This window comes from Streptomyces sp. sk2.1 (assembly GCF_008120935.1).
In the GTDB taxonomy this organism is placed as follows: domain Bacteria; phylum Actinomycetota; class Actinomycetes; order Streptomycetales; family Streptomycetaceae; genus Streptomyces.
The window spans coordinates 1-2,148 of sequence record NZ_RDBO01000131.1; the positions used below are offsets into that span (position 1 = coordinate 1).

Sequence of the window (2,148 nt, forward strand, 5' to 3'; positions counted from 1 at the left end):
GCCCAGGTGGTTCTGGGTGAGGAGGAGTGTGGTGGGGCAGGTGGGTTTGGGGTGCATCCGGCGTTGTTGGATGCGGCGTTGCACGCGGGGTTGTTGCCGGGGCCGGCTGACCATTCGGCTGGTTCGGGAGACGGGTCGGGGAGTGGTTCGGGGGCTGGTTCGGGGCCGGTGGCTCCGAGGTTGCCGTTCGTGTGGTCGGGTGTGCGGTTGCATGCGACGGGTGCGGTGGCGGTTCGGGTGCGGTTGGTTCCGGTGGGGAACGACAGCGTGTCCGTGGAGCTGTTCGACGGCGAGGGCCGGCCGGTCGTCTCCGTCGACTCCCTCGCCCTGCGTCCCGTCGACCCCGCGCAGCTGGGGCACGGCGGCTCCCACGGCATCGACGACGCGCTCTTCCGGCTGGAGTGGACCGCTTCCGGCGCCGCCCAGGAGCCTGCGGGGAACCCCGCGACGGGCCGCCGCCCCGTACAGGTAGGAGCGGACCCCGCCGGTTCGGGTTCCGCGCTGGAACGCACACCGGCCGAGCCGTACGCGGACTTCGCCGCTCTCGCGGACAGTCTGCCCGGCGACGGTACCGGGGGCCCCGACGCGATCGTCTTCCTGTACACGGACCCGGACGGCGCCGACGACGACGACACGTACGGCATCGACGCCATGCACACCGCCGCCCACCGGGCCCTGGGAACGGTCCAGGCGTGGCTGTCCGACGAGCGGTTCGGCACGGCCCGGCTCACCGTCGTGACACGCGGCGCGGTCACCACCGACCCGGACGAGGGCCCGGCCGACCCGGCGTACGCGCCGGTCTGGGGCCTGCTGCGCACCGCGCAGACGGAGAACCCCGGCCGTTTCGCCCTGATCGACATGGACGACGACGAGCGCTCCGCCATCGCCCTGCCCGCCGCCCTCGCCTCGGGCGAGCCGCAACTCGCGCTGCGCACCGGGCAGTTCCTCGTACCGCGGCTGACCCGAGCGGTGAACCGGGCGGACACCCTGACGCCGCCGGTCGCGGCCCCCGGCACACCGTGGCGCCTCGACGCGGCCACACAGGGCACGCTGGAGGGCCTGACCCTGGTGGCCAACGAGTCCGCATCCGCCCCGCTCGGACCGGGCGAGATCCGCGTCGCGGTCCGCGCCGCCGGGCTGAACTTCCGCGACGTCGTGTTCACGCTCGGCCTCCTCCCCGGCGACGGCTCCCTCGGCATCGAGGGCTCCGGCGTGATCACCGAGGTCGGCCCGGCGGTGACCGGGCTGAAGGCCGGCGACCGGATCATGGGCATGCTGCCCGACGCGTTCGGCCCGCTCACCGTGGTCGACCACCGGCTGGTCGTGCGCATCCCCGACCACTGGTCGTTCGAGGAAGCGGCCGCCATTCCGATCGTGTACGGAACCGCGTACTACGCACTGGTGGAACTGGCAGGCATCCGGCCCGGCGAGACCTTGCTGCTGCATGCCGCGGCCGGCGGTGTCGGCCTGGCCGCCCTCCAGCTCGCCCGCCACCTGGGCGCCGAGGTGTACGGCACCGCGAGCCCCGGCAAGTGGGACGCGCTGCGTGCAGCCGGTCTCGACGGCGGTCACATCGCGTCGTCCCGGACCCTGGACTTCGAACCGCAGTTCCTGGCAGCCACCGGGGGCCGCGGCGTGGACGTCGTCCTGGACTGCCTGGCACGCGAGTTCGTGGACGCCTCGCTGCGGCTGCAACCGCACGGAGGACGCTTCATCGAGATGGGCAAGACCGACATCCGCGAACCGCAGGAGGTCGCCGCCGCCCACCCCGGGGTCGAGTACCAGGCGTTCGACCTGGTGACGGTCGCGCAGGAGGACCCCGACCTGTTCCGGCGGATGCTCACCGAGATCGTCGAACTCTTCGAGCGGGGTGCGCTGCGGCACTCGCCGATCCGCACCTGGGACGTGCGCCGGGCACCGGAGGCGTTCCGCTTCCTGAGCCAAGCACAGAACATCGGCAAGATCGTCCTCACGATGCCCCCGATGTGGAACCCCGAGGGGACGGTGTTGATCACCGGTGGTACGGGGACGTTGGGTGTGTTGTTCGCGCGTCATGTGGTGCGTGAGTACGGGGTGCGGCATCTGCTGTTGGTGAGTCGGCGGGCACGGGTGCGGACGAGTCCGCCGAGTACGGCGGCGAGCGAGCCG

General features: G+C 72.4%; 1 protein-coding gene. It reads left to right on the forward strand.

Annotated features, from left to right (window positions below; translation table 11 throughout):
- Positions 1-267 precede the first annotated feature (267 nt).
- Positions 268-2,148 (forward strand): SpnB-like Rossmann fold domain-containing protein (locus tag EAO76_RS41350; protein ID WP_399463710.1); only part of this gene is annotated, 1,881 nt, incomplete at its 3' end.